Here is an 18575-nt window from a genome sequence, read left to right as displayed (position 1 = left end):
TCGCCGGCCGCGCGAACAGGCGCAGCCGTAGCGCGGCGATGCGCCAGGCATCACCCACTGTTGCAGTGTCGATGAGAAGGACATCGGGAACGGGCCCTGAAGGCCACGATCGGGAAGCCGCCGCTCGCGGTCATGGCGAGACAACGGCACACAAGGCGGGCGCGTTATCTTGCCGGGAAGGTGCCGGTTATCGAAACCGGCCGACTACTGTCACTCGAACAAGTACCCACTGTGGGTCTCCGCTTGATGGAAAACGCGCGCAGCTTACGCCGCGGTTTTTGCAGAGTAAATCGGCGGCAAAGGCCCGGACGGGGGAATCGAAAAGTTCTTCAGCGAAGGTTCAGGAAGGGGCTACGGACAGGCCCCAAAGGCAGGAAATGCGGGGACGTCTGCCCCCTGTCGTGGGCAAGCTCGCGCCTACAACGATAAGGCGATCCTGTAGGAGCGAGCTTGCTCGCGAGGCGTCGGAGTAGTCGACGGAGCGTGCAAGCCGGGCCATTTTTTCGCGAGCAAGCTCGCTCCTACAAAGTTACCCGGGCAATCAGCTGGCGGTGGCCAGCAGCAGGTCGCGCACCGAACGGCTGTGGCGGCCTTTGTCGTGCTCATACAGCGAGGCAGCGATCTCCTCGGCGCGGATCGGCAGCACCGACAGCAAGGTATCGCTCAGACCGTGGCTGGCCTGGCTGAAGCCCTGGGTGTAGATGCCGGCCTTGCAGCGCTCGTCGGTGATGAGCCGGTAGTTGCGGTCCACTTCGAAGTCGCCCAGGTAGGCTTCCAGCGGCGCCAGCAATGCGCGGTGGGTCTGGCGCTCGTAGCCGGTGGCCAGGATCACCGCGTCGTAGTGGCCGGTGCTCAGCTCGCCAGTGGAGGTGTTGCGCAGCACCAGTTCGACGCCCTGGGCGGTGGCGGTAGCTTTTTCCACGGTGGTCAGGGTGCGGAAGGCATGCCGCGCGATGCCAGAGACTTTCTGCCGGTAGAGAATCCCGTAGATGCGTTCGATCAGGTCGACATCCACCACCGAATAGTTGGTGTTCTGGTACTCATGGACCAGGCGTTCGCGCTCGCCGCTCGGCTGCTGGAACACCAGGTCGGTGAAGGCCGGCGAGAACACTTCGTTGACGAACGGGCTGTCGTCCGCCGGTTTCAGCGCCGAACCGCGCATCAGCATATCCACCTGCACCGAAGGGAAGCTGTCGTTGAGGTCGATGAAGGCTTCGGCGGCGCTCTGCCCGCCCCCGATGATCGCCACGTTCATCGGCTTGCCGCTGGTGCACGGCTGGTTGGCCATGCGCTCCAGGTAGTGCGCGTGGTGGAACACCCGGCCGTCGTCCTTGAGCGCCTTGAAGGTGTCCGGGATCAGTGGCGTGCCGCCAGGGCTGACCACTACCGAACGGCTGGTACGGACGAATTCCTGGCCCTGGCTGTCGCGGGAAATCACCCGCAGCGCCTCGACCTGCTGGTTGTGCAGCACCGGCTCGATGGCCAGTACTTCTTCACCGTAGCGGCTCTGTTCCTGGAAGTGCCCGGCGACCCAGCGCAGGTAATCGTTGAACTCCATGCGGCACGGATAGAAGGTGCCCAGGTTGATGAAGTCCACCAGGCGGCCGTGGTGCTTGAGGTAGTTGACGAAGGAGTACGGGCTGGTCGGGTTGCGCAGGGTCACCAGGTCCTTGAGAAAGGAAATCTGCAGGTCGCTCTGGGCCACCAGCGTGTTGCCGTGCCAGCGGTAGTCGGCCTGCTTGTCGAGAAACAGCGCGTCCAGCGGACCCTGAATCTGGCCACGTTCTTCCAGCGCGATAGCCAGCGCCAGGTTCGAGGGGCCGAAACCGATACCGATCAGGTCGTGAACGATGGTCGATGCAATTGCCTGTGTCATTTCCAGTGTCCTCTGGATAAATCCCTCAACGCGGGGAGAAATCGACGGTGACCTGATCGGCCCATGGCGAGGCAGCAGGTCGTCTGTTGAGTAGGAACGAGGACAGTGAAAAAAAATTTAACAAAGAAGGATCAATGGGCGTCCCACTGCCGGACCCGCACCCGGCAATGTTTCATCGCATTGACGATGTGCTTCTCCACCAGGCTGCGGGAAATCCCCAGGCGCTCGGCGATCTCGGGGTGGGACAGGCCTTCGAGCTTGCGCAGCAGGAAACTTTCCCGGCACAGCGCCGGCAGCTCCGCCAGCGCCCGTTGCAGCATGTCCAGGCGCTGGCCGTGGTCGATGCTGGTGTGTGGCGAGGGGCTGAAGAAGCGCTCTTCGTTGTCCAGCACATCCAGGGATTCGACCTGGCGCAAGGCGTTGCGCCGATGGCCATCGATCACCAGGTTCAGCGCCGTGCGGTAGAGGAAGGCCCGCGGTTGCTCGATCGGCGTGTCACTGGAACGCTCCAGCACCCGCACATAAGCGTCATGCACCACATCTTCGGCCACCTGCAGGTTGCCCAGCTTGGCGTTGAGGAAACACACCAGCTCGCGATAGTAGTTTTCCAACATGACTCCCGACCGCGATACGCGGCTTTTGTCCTTGAGCACAACTGGCACTCCGCCCCTGGGCAGGCGATTCGATGATGGCAGTTTAGAAGTGGTGTAATTTATAGTAATTCTCATATAGATTTAAAGTGCTGCGTCGATTCGCCGGTTTTATTTTCGTCGCCTAACCTGTAACCCCGCACCTGTAACGCCATGTGTCATGACTTAAATTCCCTCCGGCGCTTCTCGTCTACCTGACAGCTCCCCGTATCTGTCGCTCCATCGACAGCCTCCAGCCAGCGCCCATGCCACGGGCCAGGCCGGACGACGGGCCGACTTCCATTGGCCGGAACCCTGCATGAAACGTCCCCGTCATCCCCGACGCGCCCTGCTTGTCACCCTGTGTCTGATTCCTGTCGTTGCCTTCGCCGCCTGGCAGTTCCTGCCGCCGGGGCGCGACCAGTTCGCCACCGTGCAGGTCAGCCGCGGCACCATCGAAAGCAGCGTGACCGCCCTGGGCACCCTGCAACCGCGGCGTTATGTCGACGTCGGTGCCCAGGCGTCCGGGCAGATCCGCAAGATCCACGTCGAGGCCGGCGACCCGGTCAAGGAAGGCCAGCTGCTGGTGGAGATCGACCCCGCCACCCAGCAGGCCAAGCTCGACGCCAGCCGTTTCTCCATCGAGAACCTGCAGGCCCAGCTGCAAGAGCAGCGGGCGCAGAACGAGCTGGCCCGGCAGAAATACCAGCGCCAGCAGAACCTCGCCGCCGGCGGTGCGACCCGCGACGAAGACGTGCAGACCGCCCGCGCCGAACTCAAGGCCACCCAGGCGCGGATCGACATGATCCAGGCGCAGATCCGCCAGGCCCAGGCCAGCCTGCGCAGCGACCAGGCCGAGCTGGGCTATACGCGGATCTACGCGCCGATGTCCGGCACCGTGGTCGCGGTGGACGCCCGCGAAGGCCAGACCCTCAACGCCCAGCAACAGACGCCGTTGATCCTGCGCATCGCCCGGCTGTCGCCGATGACCGTCTGGGCCGAGGTCTCCGAAGCCGATATCGGCCACGTCAAGCCGGGCATGAGCGCCTACTTCACCACCTTGAGCGGCGGCGCCCGGCGCTGGACCAGCACCGTGCGGCAGATCCTGCCGATCCCGCCCAAGCCGCTGAACGAAAGCAGCCAGGGCAGCGGCAGCCCCAACAGTTCAAGCAAGAGCGGCAGCGGCCGGGTGGTGCTCTACACCGTGCTGCTGGATGTGGATAACGCCGACAACGCGCTGATGGCCGAGATGACCACCCAGGTGTTTTTTGTCGCCGAGCGCGCGCAGGACGTTCTCACCGCGCCGATCGCCGCCCTGCAGGGCAGCACCGAGAGCGGCGTCCAGCTGGCCCGGGTGGTGGCGAAAAACGGCTCGATCGAGGAGCGCAAGGTACGGGTCGGCATCAGCGACCGCTTGCGCATCCAGGTCCTGGACGGCCTCGCCGAAGGCGATCACTTGCTGATCGGTCCCGCGCAAAGCAGCGGAGGCTGAATGCAAACCCCGCTGATCGACCTCAAGGGCATCCGCAAATCCTATGGCGGCGGCGACACGCCGCAAGTGGACGTGCTGCGTGGCATCGACCTGTCGATCCACGCCGGCGAGTTCGTCGCCATCGTCGGCGCCTCCGGCTCCGGCAAATCGACGCTGATGAACATCCTCGGCTGCCTCGACCGCCCGACCTCGGGCGAGTACCTGTTCGCCGGGGAAAACGTCGCCCGGCTGGGCAGCGACGAACTGGCCTGGCTGCGCCGCGAAGCCTTCGGCTTCGTGTTCCAGGGCTACCACCTGATTCCGTCCGGTTCGGCCCAGGAGAACGTCGAAATGCCGGCGATCTATGCCGGCACCCCGGCGGCCGAGCGCCATGCCCGCGCCGCCGCCCTGCTCGACCGCCTGGGCCTGGCCAGCCGCACCGGCAACCGCCCGCACCAGTTGTCCGGCGGCCAGCAGCAGCGGGTGTCGATCGCCCGCGCGCTGATGAACGGCGGCCATATCATCCTCGCCGACGAACCCACCGGCGCCCTCGACAGCCACAGCGGCGCCGAGGTCATGAGCCTGCTCGACGAACTGGCCAGCCAAGGCCATGTGGTGATCCTCATCACCCACGACCGCGAAGTCGCGGCCCGGGCCAAGCGCATCATCGAAATCCGCGACGGCGAGATCATCAGCGACACCGCCGACGACCACCCCGAGGTCCAGGCCAGCGCCAACAGCGGCGCCCTGCAGGCGGTGGATCTGCGCCAGCGCCTGGCCGACGGCAGCGAACACAACGGTGCCTGGAAAGGCGAACTGGTGGACGCCGTGCAAGCGGCCTGGCGGGTGATGTGGATCAACCGCTTCCGCACCGCCCTGACCCTGCTGGGGATCGTCATAGGCGTGGCTTCGGTGGTGGTGATGCTGGCGGTGGGCGAAGGCAGTAAGCGCCAGGTCATGGCGCAGATGGGCGCCTTTGGCTCGAACATCATTTACCTGGGCGGCTACATGCCCAACCCGCGCACCCCGCCCGGCATCATCACCCTCGACGATGTCGCCGCCCTGGCCGCCCTGCCGCAGGTCAAGCGCATCATGCCGGTCAATGGCTCCGAGGCCGGCGTGCGCTTCGGCAATGTCGACCACACCAGCTACGTCGGCGGTAACGACACTAACTTCCCGGCGATCTTCAACTGGCCGGTGGTCGAGGGCAGCTATTTCACCGAGGCCGACGAGCGTGGCGCGGCGGCCGTGGCGGTAATCGGCAAGAAGGTCCGCGACAAGCTGCTCAAGGACGTGGCCAACCCCATCGGCCAATACATCCTGATCGAGAACGTACCGTTCCAGGTGGTCGGCGTGCTGGCGGAAAAAGGCGCCAGCTCCGGCGACCAGGACAGCGACGACCGCATCGCCATCCCCTACTCCGCCGCGAGCATCCGCCTGTTCGGCAGCCACAACCCGGAGTACGTGGCGATCGCCACCAGCGACGCACGCAAGGTCAAGGAGGCCGAGCAGGCCATCGACCAGCTGATGCTGCGCATGCACGGCGGCAAGCGCGACTTCGAACTGACCAACAACGCGGCGATGATCCAGGCCGAGGCCCGCACCCAGAACACCCTGTCACTGATGCTCGGCGCCATCGCCGCGATCTCGCTGCTGGTGGGCGGCATCGGGGTGATGAACATCATGCTGATGACCGTGCGCGAACGCACCCGCGAGATCGGCATCCGCATGGCCACCGGCGCCCGCCAGCGCGACATCCTGCGCCAGTTCCTCACCGAGGCGGTGATGCTCTCAGTGGTCGGCGGCCTGGCCGGGATCGGCGTGGCGCTGATCATCGGCGGCGTGCTGATCCTCAGCGAAGTGGCCGTGGCCTTCTCCCTGGTGGCGGTCCTGGGCGCCTTCGCCTGCGCCCTGGTCACCGGCGTCATCTTCGGCTTCATGCCGGCCCGCAAAGCTGCCCGGCTCGACCCGGTCACGGCCCTCACCAGTGAATGATCGACCTATGAAAGCGTCCCTCAGCCTTATCGCCGCCAGCCTGTTACTGGCGGCCTGCAGCAGCCCCGCGCCGCGCCCGGACAGCGGCCTGCAGGCCCCGCCCGCCTGGCATTCGCCCCATACCGCGGCCGCACAGCAGGACAATCGCCAATGGTGGACCCGCTTCGGCAGCCCGCAACTGGAGCGCCTGATCGAACAGGCCCGCCTGGGCAGCCACGACCTGGCCGCCGCCATGGCCCGGGTGCGCCAGGCGCAGGCCTCGGCGGTGATCGCCGGCGCGCCGTTGCTGCCGGAGCTCAAGGGAGCGCTCAACGCCAACCGGCAGAAACTGCTGCGCGGCAACGGCTACAGCCAACTGGACGCCGACAGCAGCAACAAGGCCGTGGACTACTTCGACGCCAGCCTCAGCGCCAGCTATGAAATCGACTTCTGGGGCGGCAAGCGCGCGGCCCGCGACAGCGCCGTGGAAAGCCTGCGGGCCAGTGAATTCGACCAGGCCACCGTCGAGCTGACCCTGCTCGGCGGCGTCGCCAACAGCTACACCCAGGTGCTGTCGCTGCGCGAGCAGAGCCGCATCGCCGAACTCAACCTGGCCAATGCGCAGAGCGTACTCAGGCTGGTGCAGACCCGCTACGACGCAGGCTCGGCCACTGCCCTGGAACTGGCCCAGCAGAAGAGCCTGGTGGCCGCCCAGCAGCGCCAGCTGCCATTGGTGCAGCAACAGGCCGAGGACGCGCGGATCACCCTCGCCGCCCTGCTCGGCCAGCCGGTGCAGAGCCTCGACCTCGGCCGGCAACCCTTCGCCCAACTGAGCTGGCCCAGCATCGACGCCGGCGTGCCCAGCGACCTGTTGAGCCGCCGCCCGGACATCGCCAGCGCCGAAGCCAGGCTCGCCGCCGCCCAGGCCGACGTCACGGTGGCGCGGGCGGCGATGCTACCCTCTGTCACCCTGAGCGCCAGCCTCGGTTCGGGGGCCAATTCCGCTTCGGATATCCTGCGCAGCCCCTTCTACAACCTCACCAGCGCCTTGGCGGCGCCGATCTTCAACGCCGGCCGCCTGAGCGCCGAACGCGACAAGGCGCGGGCGCGCCAGCAAGAGCTGCTGGAAAGCTATCGCGGGGCGATCGTCAACGGCTTCGCCGATGTGGAAAAGGCCCTCGCCAGCATCCGCGGCCTCGATCAGCAGCGGCAATGGCAGAGCGAAGAACTGCGCCAGGCACAGATCGCCTTCGACATCGCCCAGAGCCGCTACCAGGCCGGCGCCGCCGACCTGCTGACGGTCCTGGAAACCCAGCGCACCCTGTACGCCGCACAGGACCAGAACGTGCAACTGCGGCTGTCGCGCCTGCAAGCCAGCATCGCCCTGTACAAGGCTTTGGGGGGCGGCTGGCAAGCCCTCTGAAAATGTAGATTGCGCACCGCTGCTTCGTCTGTAGCCGCTGCCGAGCGCAGCGAGGCTGCGACCGGGCGCGAAGCGGCCGTGAATCAGGCAACACGGTGTTGCAGACAAATCCCGTGCACAGGCTTTGCGAGGACTGTGTCGCAATGCCGCCCACCTCGATCGCAGCCTCGCAAGCTCGGCAGCGGCTACCGGGCCTGGCTGTCTGTACGGGCGGTGAGCATTGTTACAGCAACCGCTCACGCACCTTCAGGTGGCGGGCATACCAGGGCCGCTTGGGCACTTTGCGAAACAGCTCGGCCAGCTTGTCTTCCTCGGCGAAGGTGATGCGCAGCGCCAGCTTCATGGTTTCCGGGTCCATCTCCACCGAGCGCCCCAGCTGCAGGCCCGGGGTGGTGCTGCAACCGTGGGTGTCCGGGCCCAGCCAGGGGTCGTCGACCTCGACCCAGCGCCCGGGGGCGAACCAGGGCACGCCGTTGACTTCAAGGCGGCTGACTTCACCCGGATGGAAGCGCTCGTGGGCGCGGAACCAGTCCTCCACGCGGTCGTCGATCCAGCCGTGGAAATGCCAGAACACCGGGCTCACATGGGAAGAAAACGGATCGCCGAGGAAATCGTTTTCCGCGGCGTACCAGCGCGCCGAAAAATCCGCCGGATCGCGGGCGAACGGCACCGGCGCGCCGTTGGAGGGGTCGCGCGGCACCGAGGCCCAGCGCATATGCAGCCAGTCGTGCAGGCCCAATTCCACCTCGGAACCGAACTGCCCCAGGGTCAGGGTCGACAGGTAGCGCGGGTCGCGGTAACGCGATTCCCAGACCTGGAAGTTGCTGTGGTAGGTCTCGGCGGTCTTGATGTCGCTGACCCACTGGGTGTACTCGGCGTCGTCGCTGGCCAGCCAGGTCGGCGGCAGGGCGAAGCCGTCATGGTTGTCGAAATAGCGGGCAAACCCCTGGCGATCGCGCTCCAGCTCCGGCTGCGGGGTCGGGAAGTTCAGCCAGGACGGCAGGTCCTGCATGGAACGCGCGGAGCCGAGCATGTGCCGGTGCATGAAAAAGAAGTCGATACCCGAGCCATTGCGATCCTTGCGCTTGCCTCGGGCGTCACGCTCCTGGCCACGCGGGCCGGGCTGCCAGCCGATACCGCGCAGGGCGTCGCGCTTTTCTTCGGACAGGGTGTGCCACTTGTCCCGCGAGGCATGCCACAGCTGGTGAAACAGCCGGTGCTCGGGGGAAATCAGCCAGGCCAGCAGCGTCGGATTCAGGCCGATACGCTGGCGGGCTTCGGGAAACAGCTGCTTGGTGGCGACAAAGCGATTGTCCTGCTCGGGCAGCACCAACGGCCGGTCCAGGCGCAGGATGCGCCCGCTGAGCGTGCCGCTGCCGGCGTTGCCGAAATCGGCCCAGACCTCGTCGAGCGCCACGCTGAACTCATAACAGGGCGCGCCGTCGCCGGCATCGGCGCTGACCAGGCGCCAGTAAAGCTGCTTTGGGTCGGGCGCCAGCAGATCGCCGACTACCCGGTAACGCGGCTCGCCCTCGCCACGCAAGGCCTCGGCACGGTCCAGGTAGCCGCGCAGGCCGCGCCCGCGCTGGGCAATGTCGAGAAACAGTTCCAACCCCTCGCGCGGCAAGCCCGCCAGGCCGCCGTCCGCGCCCTCGAAACGCAGGGTCCAGACCCCGCGCAGCTTGTCCGCCAATTGCTGGCCGGCGGTGTCAGCCAGATCGACCGTCGCTTCGCCGGGAGTTTCCGGCTCCTCCTCACGCGTCAATTCACGGTGCGCATAAATGGCCGCGGGCACCGCAGCTCCAGTGAGCGCCAAGCCTGCGATAAACCCTCGTCGAGAAATCGTCATTGCCCTACCTGTGTCAGCCCTGAAGCAGGCCTTATCCCAGCTAGGACGTTTGCAGTAGGGGGAAATTTAAGCGGCGCCAACAAAGGTCCGCGCCCGCCGCGTAGACCGGCCACGGAGCCTAATTTTCCCCCGACCTCACTCGTTCTTCCCAGATAGCAAAGGCGCTGCACCTGTACCGGCACGCCTGCACTTTGACGGCGAACCCGACTGAGATGGCAATGACAAAACCACGTTCGAAAAAGGCTCTTTACATCGGTCTGCCGCTGGCCCTGGCCATCGCTGCCGGAGCAGGCTTTCTGGCCTGGGACTACTGGCTGCGCGGCAACCCCGGCTACCCGGTCAAGGTGATCAAGCAGGCCGATGAATTGCAGGAGCGCATCCTGTCGTTCGACAGCCACATCAGCCTGCCGCTGGACTTCGGCGCCGCCGGCAACGAGTTCGACAAGGACGGTGGTGGCCAGTTCGACCTGGTCAAGGCCAATCGCGGGCGCCTGTCCGGCGCGGCCCTGACCCTCTTCGGCTGGCCGGAAATGTGGAATGGCCCCAACGCACCGCATCGCCCCACCGAGGGCTTTGTCGAGGAAGCGCGCAACCAGCAGGAGGTCCGTTACAAGATCATCTCCGGCATGGTCCGCGACTTCCCCAACCAGGTCGGCATCGCCTATACCCCAGACGATTTCCGCCGCCTGCACGGCGAAGGCAAGTTCGCGATCTTCATCAGCATGCTCAACGCCTACCCCCTGGGCAACGACCTGAACCTGCTGGACCTGTGGACCGCCCGCGGCATGCGCATGTTCGGCTTCAGCTACATCGGCAACAACGCCTGGGCCGATTCCTCGCGGCCGCTGCCGTTCTTCAACGACTCCCCGGACGCCCTCGATGGCCTGTCGGAGATCGGCAAGCAGGCGGTGCACCGCCTCAACGACCTGGGGGTGATCATCGATGTCTCGCAGATGTCGACCAAGGCCCTGGAGCAGGTGGCGCAGCTAAGCCGCACGCCGATGGTGGCCTCGCACTCGGCGCCCCGGGCCTCGGTGGATATCCCGCGCAACCTCAGCGACAAGGAAATGCAACTGATCAAGAACAGCGGCGGCGTGGTCCAGGTGGTCGGCTTCTCGCAGTACCTGCGCCCGCTGACCCAGGCCACCCAGGACAAGCTCAACGCCCTGCGCGCGCGCTTCGACCTGCCGCCGCTGCCGAACCTGGCCATGGCCCTGATGCCGGGCGACCCGATCATCTCGGCCTGGCCGGAGCAGAAGTTCGGCCAGTACGCCGGCGAGCTGTACGCCATCCTCGAGGAGGAACCCAAGGCGACCCTCAAGGACCTGGGCGACGCCATCGACTACACCGTACGCAAGATCGGCATCGACCATGTCGGCATCAGCTCGGACTTCAACGAAGGCGGCGGGGTCAAGGGCTGGGAGAACGTCGGCGAGATCCGCAACGTCACTGCCGAACTGCTGTCGCGCGGCTACTCGGAGGCGGATATCGCCAAGCTCTGGGGCGGCAACTTCCTGCGGGTCTGGGACCAGGTGCAGAAGGCCGCGCGCCCCGTAGCCAACCGTTGAACCTCTTTTGCCGACAAGTGAAACCGCCCCATGACTGACCGTCGTACCTTTCTCAAACAGGCCGGCGTCCTCGCCGCCAGCCTGCCGCTGGGCAATGCCGCCCTCGCCTCCCTGGCCCGGGCCGACGAAGCCCGCGACAGCACCCCGGCGCCCGGGGACAAATGGCTGCAACTGCGCCAACTGTTCAACCAGGACCCGGACTACCTGCACTTTTCCAACTTCCTGGTGACCTCCCACCCCAAGCCGGTGCGCGACGCCATCGAGCGCCACCGCGCGAGCATCGACCGCAACCCCGGCCTGGCCATGGACTGGGACCTGGAGGAAACCTGGAAGCGCGAAGCCGAGGTGCGCAAATGGGCCGGGCGCTACCTGGACGCCAAGCCCGGGCAGATCGCCCTGACCGGCAGCACCAGCGAAGGCCTGGCGATGATCTACGGCGGCCTCCATGTGCGCCCGGACCAGGAGATCCTCACCACGGTCCACGAACACTACTCCACCGAGTACAGCCTGGACTTTCGAGTGAAAAAACAAGGCACCCAGGTGCGCAAGATCAAGCTGTTCGAGAACGCGCACAGCGTGTCGGTGGACGAAGTGCTGGGCTCGATCAAGCGCAGCATCCGCCCCAACACCCGGGTGCTGGGCATGACCTGGGTGCAGTCCGGCAGCGGCGTGAAACTGCCCATCGGGCAGATCGGCCAGCTGGTGGAGGAACTCAACCGCGAGCGCGCCGAGCAGGAGCGCATCCTCTACGTGGTCGACGGCGTGCACGGCTTCGGCGTGGAAGACCTGAGCTTCCCGGACATGCATTGCGACTTCTTTATCGCCGGCACCCACAAGTGGATGTTCGGCCCGCGCGGCACCGGCATCGTCTGCGCCCGCTCCGAGGAACTCAAGGACGTCACCCCGATGACGCCGACCTTCTCCGAAGACAACAATTTCGCCACCTCCATGTCGCCCGGCGGCTACCACGCCTTCGAGCACCGCTGGGCGCTGGACGAAGCCTTCAAGCTGCACCTGGAACTGGGCAAGGCCGAGGTCCAGGCGCGCATTCACAGCCTCAACAGCTACCTGAAACAACGCCTGCAGCAACATCCGCAGATCGAACTGGTGACGCCGCTGAGCAGCGAGCTGTCCGCCGGCTTCACCTTCTTCCGGGTCAAGGGCAAGGACAGCGACGCGGTCGCCGCCTACCTGATGAAAAACCGCGTGGTGGCCGATGCCGTGGACCGCGACGTCGGCCCGGTGATCCGCACCGCGCCCGGGCTGCTCAACGACGAAGCGCAGATCGACCGCTTCATGGACCTGCTGGCGCGCACCCTCTGAGCGCGCGCCACTGGCGATCCACCTTCCTACCCTTGAGATGACTCATGACCATTGAACCGACTCACCCCGCCACCCCACCACTGGCCCTGAAAAAACTCTGCGCCACCTCCCTGCTCGCCCTGTTCGGCGGCCTGCTGTGCCAGGGCGCACAAGCCGCCACACCGCAACCGGGCCAGGTGTTCAAGGACTGCAAGGACTGCCCGGAAATGGTCGTGCTGCCCGCCGGCACCTTCACCATGGGCACTCCGGACGACGAGGTCGGCCGCGAGCCCGACGAAGGCCCGATGCATGACGTGACCTTCGCCAAGCCCTTTGCCATGAGTCGCTTCCAGATCACCGCCGGCGAATGGGACAGCTACGTCAAGCAGACCGGCGTGGTCATCGCCAATGGCGACACCCGCCCCGGCCGCGAATGCGTCGCCAGCAAGCCGCGCTACCCGCAAGGCCCACGTCAGCCGGCGGTGTGCATGGACTTCGCCGACGTGAAGGCCTATGTCGCCTGGCTGTCGAAAAAGACCGGGCACAACTATTCGATGGTCAGCGAGGCCCAGCGCGAATACGCCGCCCGCGCCGGTTCCAAGGGGCCCTTCCCGTTTCCGTTCGATGAAGGCAAGGGCTACAGCATCGCCAAGCACGCCAATACCTATGGCCCGGCCGATGGCTACAGCTTCAGCTCGCCGGTGGGCAGCTACCCGCCCAATGCGTTCGGCATGTACGACATGCATGGCAATGTCTATGAATGGATCGCCGACTGCGAACACGCCAACTATGTCGGCGCGCCTACCGATGGCAGTGCCTGGGTAGAGCCGGGCTGCGAATCGCTGCAGATCCGTGGCAACGACTGGGGCGAGGCTCCGGTGTTCTCGCGTTCGGGTAATCGCAACAATATCTACCCGAGCACCCGCGGCGACTGGATCGGCTTCCGCGTCGTGCGCGAACTGTAACCCCGCGCCCGCGTCGCAGGCTTACGGGGCTGCGCCCCGATCACAGCCTGCGGCAGCGGCTACAGATTGCGATCGACCCGGGGGGCTTGCGAGACAGCGGGCGCCAGGTGCAGCGCCCGCCAATGGGTTCAGCCCTGTTGGGCCAGCAACGCCAAGCCTTCATGCAAGGCCGGGAACAGGCTGTTGTTGAAGTTGTTCCAGCGCAGTTCGAGGATGGTGTCCTCAGGTGCGATCTCGGTGTTGAGCACGTCATGGAACACCTCGCCGGAATCGATGCCGTTGTCCACGTAGTGGAACGAGGCACCGGTCATGTACAGCGGCTCGACCGGCTCGGTTTCCCGGGTGGTCCAGTCCACCACCTTCTGCCCACGGGCACCGTATAGCGCATTCCAGGTGGCATAGGCACCGCGACGCTCATAGGGCGACTCGAGGCGAGTGATGCCCGGATGGATATTCATGATCCGCCGCGCGAAAGGCGCGCCCGGACGCACCAGCTCGTCGAGGATCACCAGCAGGCCGTCGAGCACTACGATATCGGCCGCAAGCTCCACCAGGGTGTCATGCAGGCGACGTTCGAAATCCTGCTTGCCGGCGATGTGCTCGGCCGAGCCGCGCGGATGGCGGCGATAGGTGGACGGCACGCTGAGCAGCAGGTCGTTGACCAGGCGCCCCTGCACCTGCAGGTCGGCCGGGTACAACCATTGCCGGCCGGGCTGATAGGCAAAGCCGTAGTCGCTCACCAGTTGCCGGTCCCGTGGCGACTGTTCGTCATCGTCATAGACCACCCCGACCAGGTTATAAGCGTCGCCCAGGGGCGTCTGGTTCAGCGTCTCCACCAGGAACTCCAGCACCGACTTCATGTAGCGCTCGTGATCCTTGTAGGCCACCGGTTGCCCGGCCTTGTCGGCCGCCGCGTTCCTCAGGGACCAGACATACACCAGATTCTTTTTCGTCATTTGCTCGCTCTCGCTGAATGGGCCAGGCACGACGTCGTTACGCGTGCACCTGCAAAACAAGAACGAAACAGGCGCCGGGCAATTTATCCACGCCCGCGGCCGCGCTAAATACTGCCGCCAACGGTTCGTCTGTCATGAGTACGGGTCTTTCTGCCTCGACCCTTCATTCACTGCCGGGAACCCCTTATGACCGACCCCAAGCGCGGAGCCTTCCACGGATTGCTCGCCCTGCTCAGACCCTTTCGTACCACTGTCGTGATTTCCGTTGCCCTGGGCATGGTCGGCGGCCTGGCCATCACCCTGCTGCTGGCCACCATCAACAACGCCCTGCACTCGGCGACCGGCATGACCCAGGGCGTGGTCCTGACCTTCGCCGCCCTGTGCCTGCTGGCGCTGACCAGCTCGATCGTCTCGGATATCGGCACCAACTATGTGGGCCAGCGCATCATTGCCGCCCTGCGCAAGGACCTGGGGGAAAAAGTGCTCTCGGCGCCCATCACCCAGATCGAACGCTACCGCTCCCACCGCCTGATCCCGGTGCTGACCCACGACGTCGACACCATCAGCGACTTCTCCTTCGCCTTCACCCCGCTGGCCATCGCCGCCACCGTCACCCTGGGCTGCCTGGGCTACCTGGCGTACCTGTCGGTGCCGATGTTCCTGATGATGGTGGTGGCCATCATCATCGGCACCAGCGTGCAGTACGTGGCCGGCGGCAAAGGGATCCGCGGCTTCGACCTGGCCCGCGACCAGGAAGACGAGTTGCAGCGCTATTACAACGCCATTGCCTCGGGCGCCAAGGAACTGCGCATGCACCGGCCGCGCCGCTACCGCATGAACACCCACCGCATCCAGGAAACCGCGGATCGCATCGCCTCGATCCAGGTGCGTTCGGTGAACATCTATATCCTGGCCAAGACCTTCGGCTCGATGCTGTTCTTCGTGGTCATCGGCCTGGCCCTGGCCATGCAGGCCTACAACCCGAACCCGGACCCGACCGTGATCACCGGCTTCGTGCTGGTGCTGCTGTACATGAAAGGCCCGCTGGAAAACCTGGTGGCCTACCTGCCGGTGGTGGGCAAGGCGAAGATCGCCTTTGGCCGCATCAGCGAGTTGTCCGAGCGCTTCTCCTCCCCCGAACCCCATCTGCTGCTGGACGCTACCGAAGCGCCGAAACCCGTGGTGCACAGCCTCGAACTGCGTGGCGTGAGCTACAGCCCGCCGCCGGTGGAAGGCAGCGAGCCGTTCCACCTGGGGCCGATCGACCTGGACATCAAGCAAGGCGATATCGTGTTCATCGTCGGCGAGAACGGCTGCGGCAAGACCACCCTGATCAAACTGCTGCTGGGGCTGTACCAACCCCAGGCCGGGGAAATACGCCTGAACGGCGAGGCCGTGACCGACCTGGCCCGGGACGACTACCGCCAGCTGTTCACCACCGTGTTCGCCGACTACTACCTGTTCGACGACCTGGTCCAGGGCGGCGGCCAGCAGTCACTGGACAGCGCCAGCCAATACCTGGACCGCCTGGAAATCGCGCACAAGGTCAGCATCAAGGACGGTGCCTTCACCACCACCGACCTCTCCACCGGCCAGCGCAAGCGCCTGGCCCTGGTCAACGCCTGGCTCGAAGGGCGCCCGGTGCTGGTGTTCGACGAATGGGCGGCGGACCAGGACCCGGCCTTCCGGCGGATTTTCTACACCGAGCTGCTGCCGGACCTCAAGCGCCTGGGCAAGACCATCATCGTCATCAGCCACGACGATCGCTACTTCGATATCGCCGACCAACTGGTCCGTCTGCGCGCGGGCAAGGTGGTGCGCGAAATGCAACCGGCCTGAATCTTTTTTTCCGGTTTGTCCATGGATGAACGTCTCACTATCGGTAATGAGAATTAACCGCAATAAATACCAGCACCTGCCAACCTATACATAGAAGAGAACGCATCCATGCCAGCAGTACTCGGTCTCAGTCCCCTGAGTAAAGCGCTATCCATGCGAAAGGCCCTGAACATCAAGCTTCTCCCCAGCGCATTGGCCCTTGCGGTGTCGCTGCCGGTAGCCGGCTATGTACAGGCCCAAGAGATCGAGCTGGATATTCCCGTGCAATCGCTAGGCACTGCCCTGCAGGAGTTCGGGCGGCAGACCAACCTGCAGGTGCTCTATAGCCCGCAGGACGTGCAAGGCAAGCAGAGCACCGCGGTGAAGGGCAAGATGGACACGCAACGGGCCATCGGCATCCTGCTGACCGGCAGTGGCATCCGCTACAGCCTGCAGGGCAACTCGCTGACCCTCAGCGCCACCAGTGCCGGCGCCGAGGGCCTCGAACTGAGCCCGACGCAAGTGACCGCCAACCAGTTGGGCAACGTGACCGAAGGCACCGGCTCCTACACCCCGGGCACCATCGCCACCGCCACCCGCCTGCCACTGACCCTGCGCGAAACCCCGCAATCGATCAGCGTGGTCACCCGCCAGCACATGGATGACTTCGCCCTCAACAGCGTCGATGCCGTCATGCGCCATACCCCGGGCATCACCGTGTCGGCGTTCGACACCGACCGGACCAACTACTACTCCCGCGGATTCTCGATCAACAACTTCCAGTACGACGGCATTCCCTCCGCCGTGCGCAACGTCGCCTATTCGGCGGGCAACACCCTGAGCGACATGGCGATCTACGACCGCATCGAAGTGCTCAAGGGCGCATCCGGCCTGCTCAGCGGCGCCGGTTCCCTGGGCGGCACCATCAACCTGGTGCGCAAGAAGCCCACCGCCGACTTCCAGGGCCACGCCACCCTGGGCGCGGGCTCCTGGGACAACTACCGCAGCGAACTGGATGTCAGCGGCCCGCTGACCGAAACCGGCAACGTACGCGGCCGGGCCGTGGCCGCCTACCAGGACAAGAACTCGTTCATCGACCGCTACTCGACCAAGAACTCGGTGTTCTACGGCATCGTCGAGTTCGACCTGTCGCCCGACACCCTGCTGACCGTGGGCGCCGACTATCAGGACAACGACCCCAGGGGCTCCACCTGGTCCGGCAGCTTCCCGCTGCTCAACTCCAAGGGCGAGCGCAACGACGCCAAGCGCTCGTTCAGCAACGCCACGGACTGGAGCAGCTGGCAGCAGTACACGCGCACGGTCTTCGCCACCCTGGAACACGACCTGGGCGACGGCTGGGTGACCAAGCTGCAACTGGACCACAAGTACAACGGCTACGACGCCCAGATGGGCTCCATCCAGTTCAACCAGCCGCAGCCCGACGGCAGCGCCGAAATCAACGCGCAACGCTACAAGGGCGACACCACCAGCGACTCGGCCGACCTCTATGTCAGCGGCCCGTTCAGCCTGCTGGGCCGCGACCACGACCTGGTGCTCGGCGGTTCGATCAGCAAGGCCCACTGGAAAGGCAAGGGTTACTGGGACGAAACCTTCTCGGTACCCAACCGTGTGGATTACAACAACTGGCACGGCAACCTGCCCAAGCCCGACTGGGGCCCGGTGTCGCAACGCACCGATGACGTAATCCGCCAGACCGGCGTCTACATGACCACCCGCCTGAACGTGACCGACGACCTGAAAGTCCTGCTGGGCGGCCGCGTGGTCAACTACAGCCTGACCGGCCTGACCCCGACCTACACCGAATCCGGGCGCTTCATTCCCTACGCCGGGGCCATCTACGACCTGAACGAGAACTTCTCGGTCTACGCCAGCTACACCGACGTGTTCATGCCCCAGGAGAACTTCAACCGCGACCGCGACAACAAACTGATCGAGCCGGATGAAGGCGAGAACTACGAAATCGGCATCAAGAGCGAATTCTTCGACGGTCGCCTGAACGCCAGCCTGGCCTACTTCGAGGTCAAGGAAACCAACCGTTCGGTACCGGACGACGCCTACAACAACCAGACGCCGACGCCGCCCAACTACGCGTTCAAGGGCAGCAAGGCGACCACCAAGGGCTACGAGCTGGAAGTGTCCGGCGAGCTCGCCCCGGGCTGGCAGGTGCAGGGCGGCTACACCCACAAGGTGGTGCGCGACGACAACGATGTGAAGCTCTCGACCTTCGAGCCCGAAGATCAGCTCAGCCTCTACACCACCTACAAGCTCACTGGCGACCTGGACAAGATGACCATCGGCGGCGGTGCCCGCTGGCAGAACAAGGCCTGGCAGCAAATCTGGAACAGCCCCAAGGGCGTGAATGAAGACATCACCCAGGAATCCTACTGGGTGGTGGACCTGATGACCCGCTACCAGATCACCAAGAACCTGTCGGCGACGCTCAACGTCAACAACATCTTCGACAAGTACTACTACACCAATGTCGGCTTCTATAACTCGGCCATCTACGGCGAGCCACGCAACGTGATGGTCACCACCCGCTGGGACTTCTGATACTGCCCCCGCGTCCCCCACGCCCTGGAAAGGTTCTGCCTTCCCAGGGCGTTTTTGTTTGCCCCGAATTCCCTGTCCCCCTGTAGCCGCTGCCGCAGGCTGCGATCGGGGCGCAGCCCCGTAAAGCTGACGAAGCAATGGGCCTGACCTGCACCGGCACCGGGTTTGGC

Annotated in this window: 12 protein-coding genes; 8 read left to right on the top strand and 4 right to left on the bottom strand. The window is 65.1% G+C overall.

All coding sequences use genetic code 11. The annotated features are described in order from the left end of the window. Positions 1–541 precede the first annotated feature (541 nt). Both AC07VU_RS23480 and AC07VU_RS23475 read right to left on the bottom strand, forming a co-directional pair. Positions 542–1876: a lysine N(6)-hydroxylase/L-ornithine N(5)-oxygenase family protein gene (locus AC07VU_RS23480; RefSeq protein WP_277589288.1), complete on the bottom strand. Its 1335-nt coding sequence runs from the start codon at positions 1874–1876 to the stop codon at positions 542–544. Positions 1877–2007: 131 nt separating this feature from the next. Further along, complete coding sequence (locus tag AC07VU_RS23475) at positions 2008–2490, bottom strand: sigma-70 family RNA polymerase sigma factor (RefSeq protein WP_037004888.1); 483 nt, start codon at positions 2488–2490, stop codon at positions 2008–2010. 334 nt (positions 2491–2824) lie between these two features. On the opposite strand from AC07VU_RS23475, the gene AC07VU_RS23470 reads away from it, so the two are divergent. Genes AC07VU_RS23470 through AC07VU_RS23460 form a run of 3 tightly spaced genes read left to right on the top strand, consistent with a single transcriptional unit; the run spans position 2825 to position 7373 of the window. Next, a complete protein-coding gene (locus AC07VU_RS23470; protein ID WP_495030574.1) occupies positions 2825–3997 on the top strand; it encodes an efflux RND transporter periplasmic adaptor subunit in 1173 nt (390 codons plus the stop codon). After that, complete coding sequence (locus AC07VU_RS23465; protein ID WP_495030573.1) at positions 3998–5971, top strand: MacB family efflux pump subunit; 1974 nt, start codon at positions 3998–4000, stop codon at positions 5969–5971. Between the two features lie 7 nt (positions 5972–5978). After that, positions 5979–7373: an efflux transporter outer membrane subunit gene (locus AC07VU_RS23460; RefSeq protein WP_495030572.1), complete on the top strand. Its 1395-nt coding sequence runs from the start codon at positions 5979–5981 to the stop codon at positions 7371–7373. Between the two features lie 223 nt (positions 7374–7596). Here the strand turns inward: AC07VU_RS23460 and pvdP are convergent, their stop codons facing one another. After that, entirely contained in the window at positions 7597–9222 is a 1626-nt protein-coding gene (gene pvdP / locus AC07VU_RS23455; RefSeq protein ID WP_274304156.1) for a pyoverdine maturation tyrosinase PvdP, read from the bottom strand. Positions 9223–9440: 218 nt separating this feature from the next. Here pvdP and pvdM point away from each other — a divergent pair, with 218 nt between their 5' ends. From pvdM to pvdO, 3 genes are read left to right on the top strand one after another with little or no spacing between them, the layout of a single operon-like run. Next, the gene (pvdM, locus tag AC07VU_RS23450; RefSeq protein WP_274304157.1) at positions 9441–10790 is read left to right on the top strand and encodes a pyoverdine-tailoring dipeptidase-like protein PvdM; all 1350 of its coding nucleotides are present in this window, start codon (positions 9441–9443) and stop codon (positions 10788–10790) included. Positions 10791–10820: 30 nt separating this feature from the next. After that, a complete protein-coding gene (gene pvdN, locus AC07VU_RS23445; RefSeq protein ID WP_495030571.1) occupies positions 10821–12113 on the top strand; it encodes a pyoverdine-tailoring periplasmic protein PvdN in 1293 nt (430 codons plus the stop codon). A 44-nt stretch (positions 12114–12157) separates the two neighbouring features. Next, a complete protein-coding gene (pvdO, locus tag AC07VU_RS23440) occupies positions 12158–13057 on the top strand; it encodes a dihydropyoverdine dehydrogenase (RefSeq protein ID WP_053262017.1) in 900 nt (299 codons plus the stop codon). A 128-nt stretch (positions 13058–13185) separates the two neighbouring features. Here the strand turns inward: pvdO and AC07VU_RS23435 are convergent, their stop codons facing one another. Continuing rightward, the gene (locus AC07VU_RS23435; RefSeq protein ID WP_495030570.1) at positions 13186–14013 is read right to left on the bottom strand and encodes a N(5)-hydroxyornithine transformylase PvdF; all 828 of its coding nucleotides are present in this window, start codon (positions 14011–14013) and stop codon (positions 13186–13188) included. 186 nt (positions 14014–14199) lie between these two features. On the opposite strand from AC07VU_RS23435, the gene AC07VU_RS23430 reads away from it, so the two are divergent. Continuing rightward, positions 14200–15852 (top strand): cyclic peptide export ABC transporter, encoded by a 1653-nt coding sequence (locus AC07VU_RS23430; protein WP_150052367.1) that lies wholly within the window; start codon positions 14200–14202, stop codon positions 15850–15852. 153 nt (positions 15853–16005) lie between these two features. Continuing rightward, positions 16006–18405 (top strand): TonB-dependent siderophore receptor, encoded by a 2400-nt coding sequence (locus AC07VU_RS23425; protein ID WP_495030569.1) that lies wholly within the window; start codon positions 16006–16008, stop codon positions 18403–18405. Positions 18406–18575: the final 170 nt, after the last annotated feature.

This window comes from Pseudomonas sp. GW821-FHT02B10 (assembly GCF_059421865.1).
This window is presented reverse-complemented; position numbering and strand designations above follow the sequence as displayed.